General features: G+C 42.4%; 3 protein-coding genes. 2 read left to right on the top strand and 1 reads right to left on the bottom strand.

Annotation, left to right across the window (positions count from 1 at the left end):
- The coding region (locus tag KO495_RS02970) for an OB-fold nucleic acid binding domain-containing protein (RefSeq protein ID WP_252738773.1) at positions 1-426 on the bottom strand (426 nt) is incomplete at its 3' end.
- A gap of 261 nt (positions 427-687) precedes the next feature.
- On the opposite strand from KO495_RS02970, the gene KO495_RS02965 reads away from it, so the two are divergent.
- Positions 688-1,074: a hypothetical protein gene (locus KO495_RS02965; protein WP_007987751.1), complete on the top strand. Its 387-nt coding sequence runs from the start codon at positions 688-690 to the stop codon at positions 1,072-1,074.
- Between the two features lie 188 nt (positions 1,075-1,262).
- Positions 1,263-1,574: a hypothetical protein gene (locus tag KO495_RS02960; RefSeq protein WP_215978909.1), complete on the top strand. Its 312-nt coding sequence runs from the start codon at positions 1,263-1,265 to the stop codon at positions 1,572-1,574.
- The last annotated feature ends 57 nt before the right edge of the window (positions 1,575-1,631 follow it).

Genomic DNA, 1,631 nt, shown 5'->3' with positions numbered 1-1,631 from the left:
GCAGTTGCTTACACGGGTTACCGCACCAATAACATTGGTACGCGGGCGCAGATGCGCGTGCTCACGTAAGTATTCTAAACTGTGGCGCTTGGGGGCCATAGGATAGGTGTCTGGGTTTTCTACCCAACCTACAACTTCAACTTGACTGGCTTTAATTTCAAGAGACTGGCCTTGACCCTGAGATGCCTTCAGTACAGCTGTGGCGATGATCGAACAACTCGTGGTCAACCGTTGAATGTCGGTATAATTATTCAGAGTATTCAGGGCTATGACCTGAATGGGATCAAAGCAACTACCATCGTGTAAGGCAATGAAAGATAAACCAGCTTTTGAGTCACGACGGGTTCTTACCCAACCTTTTACCGTAACTTGCTGACCTACTGAATATTTACCGGCAAAAATATCTGCCACTGGGGCTTGCGCCATGTTTTCTCTCCAAACCACTTTGGGTATTTATTTTAAATTTTGGGCTGAGCCAAATTATGTCATTATTTTTAGGGGAAGTGCCACGCTAACGCCGTAAATTACTTTAAATGGGTTAATGGGGAGTCCTAAATACATTTTTGTGTACAAAAAATACACAAATAATAGCAAGAATATTGTGTTCCTTTCTTGGCTAATCTCACAAGGTGTGTAATCTTACTCAGGTAACGCTTAGACTCAAGAAAAATCGGAAGCAAGAAGCGAATGGAAAGGAATAAAGCAGATTGGCAGGGCAAAAATCGACGTAAAACGCCTATTGAGAACGATACGCTATATCGCACTATGGTCGGCGTAAATATTTTCGGTTGGGCGATTTTTATCGCCGCTCTTATCGTCTTTCATTACGCTCGGCCAGAATTTATTAGTGGCGTGCAAGATTTTTGGGGCGTAACGGGGCGTCAGCAGTGGTCAGCATCGTTGAGTACCTATTTAGTCGGGTTATTATGCTGTTGTGTCGCGCTAAGCGTGTCGGTATTAGTCATGAAACGAAAGCGTACCCGCAGAAAAAATGATCACTTCGGGCTTAATGGTCTGGTTTTGTTGTTGGTGGCGTCTCTCAGCCTTGCCATTCTCTACTTTGAGTTTAATTAATGTTTATCGAGAAAAATCTAACTGGCGAGTTTTATTTACCGTAATCAAGCTTCGCCTCTTTTTAAGATCAATATTCCCTCAAAATGGGTTTGATAGGGCTATCAATGATGGCTATATTGTAGTGGTCTTGCATATGAAAGTGCGTCAAGGACTGGTTACCCTAAAAGGAATTTTAAGAGGATCTAATAATGTCTAATAATAAAACACTTATATCACTTCTATTTGCTGTCGCTGTTATTGCTTTAACCATCACCGTTTTTTTGCCATTGGCAAACATTCCTGAACAAACTGCAAGCACACCTGCATTTATGGTGGCAATTTTGTTATTTAAAATCGCCGGTGCTATTGCGGCTGGGGTTTTAGCTATGTTGTTTGTGAGCGATAGGCCGTGGCGCAAATTACGCCACAGCGAAGATATCGTTTTTGCCAAAAAACAAGATTTAAATGCGGCAAAGCAGGAGCCGTTTAATCACGTCTATCATGGGCAATCTGCAAAATAGGAGGTTGAATGAGAAACAGGTGCCATAATAGCACCCGTTATCGCTTTCTCGTCACAA

The sequence above is a fragment of the Colwellia sp. D2M02 genome (assembly GCF_018860755.1).
Classification (GTDB): Bacteria; Pseudomonadota; Gammaproteobacteria; order Enterobacterales; family Alteromonadaceae; genus Colwellia; species Colwellia asteriadis.
Note: the sequence above shows the minus strand (reverse complement) of the source record. Positions and strands in the feature narration are given on the sequence as shown.

What these genes read in the sequence shown, in the direction of transcription:
- KO495_RS02965 (WP_007987751.1), top strand. Translation starts at nt 688, where the DNA reads ATGGAAAGGAATAAAGCAGATTGGCAGGGCAAAAATCGACGTAAAACG.
- KO495_RS02960 (WP_215978909.1), top strand. Translation starts at nt 1,263, where the DNA reads ATGTCTAATAATAAAACACTTATATCACTTCTATTTGCTGTCGCTGTT.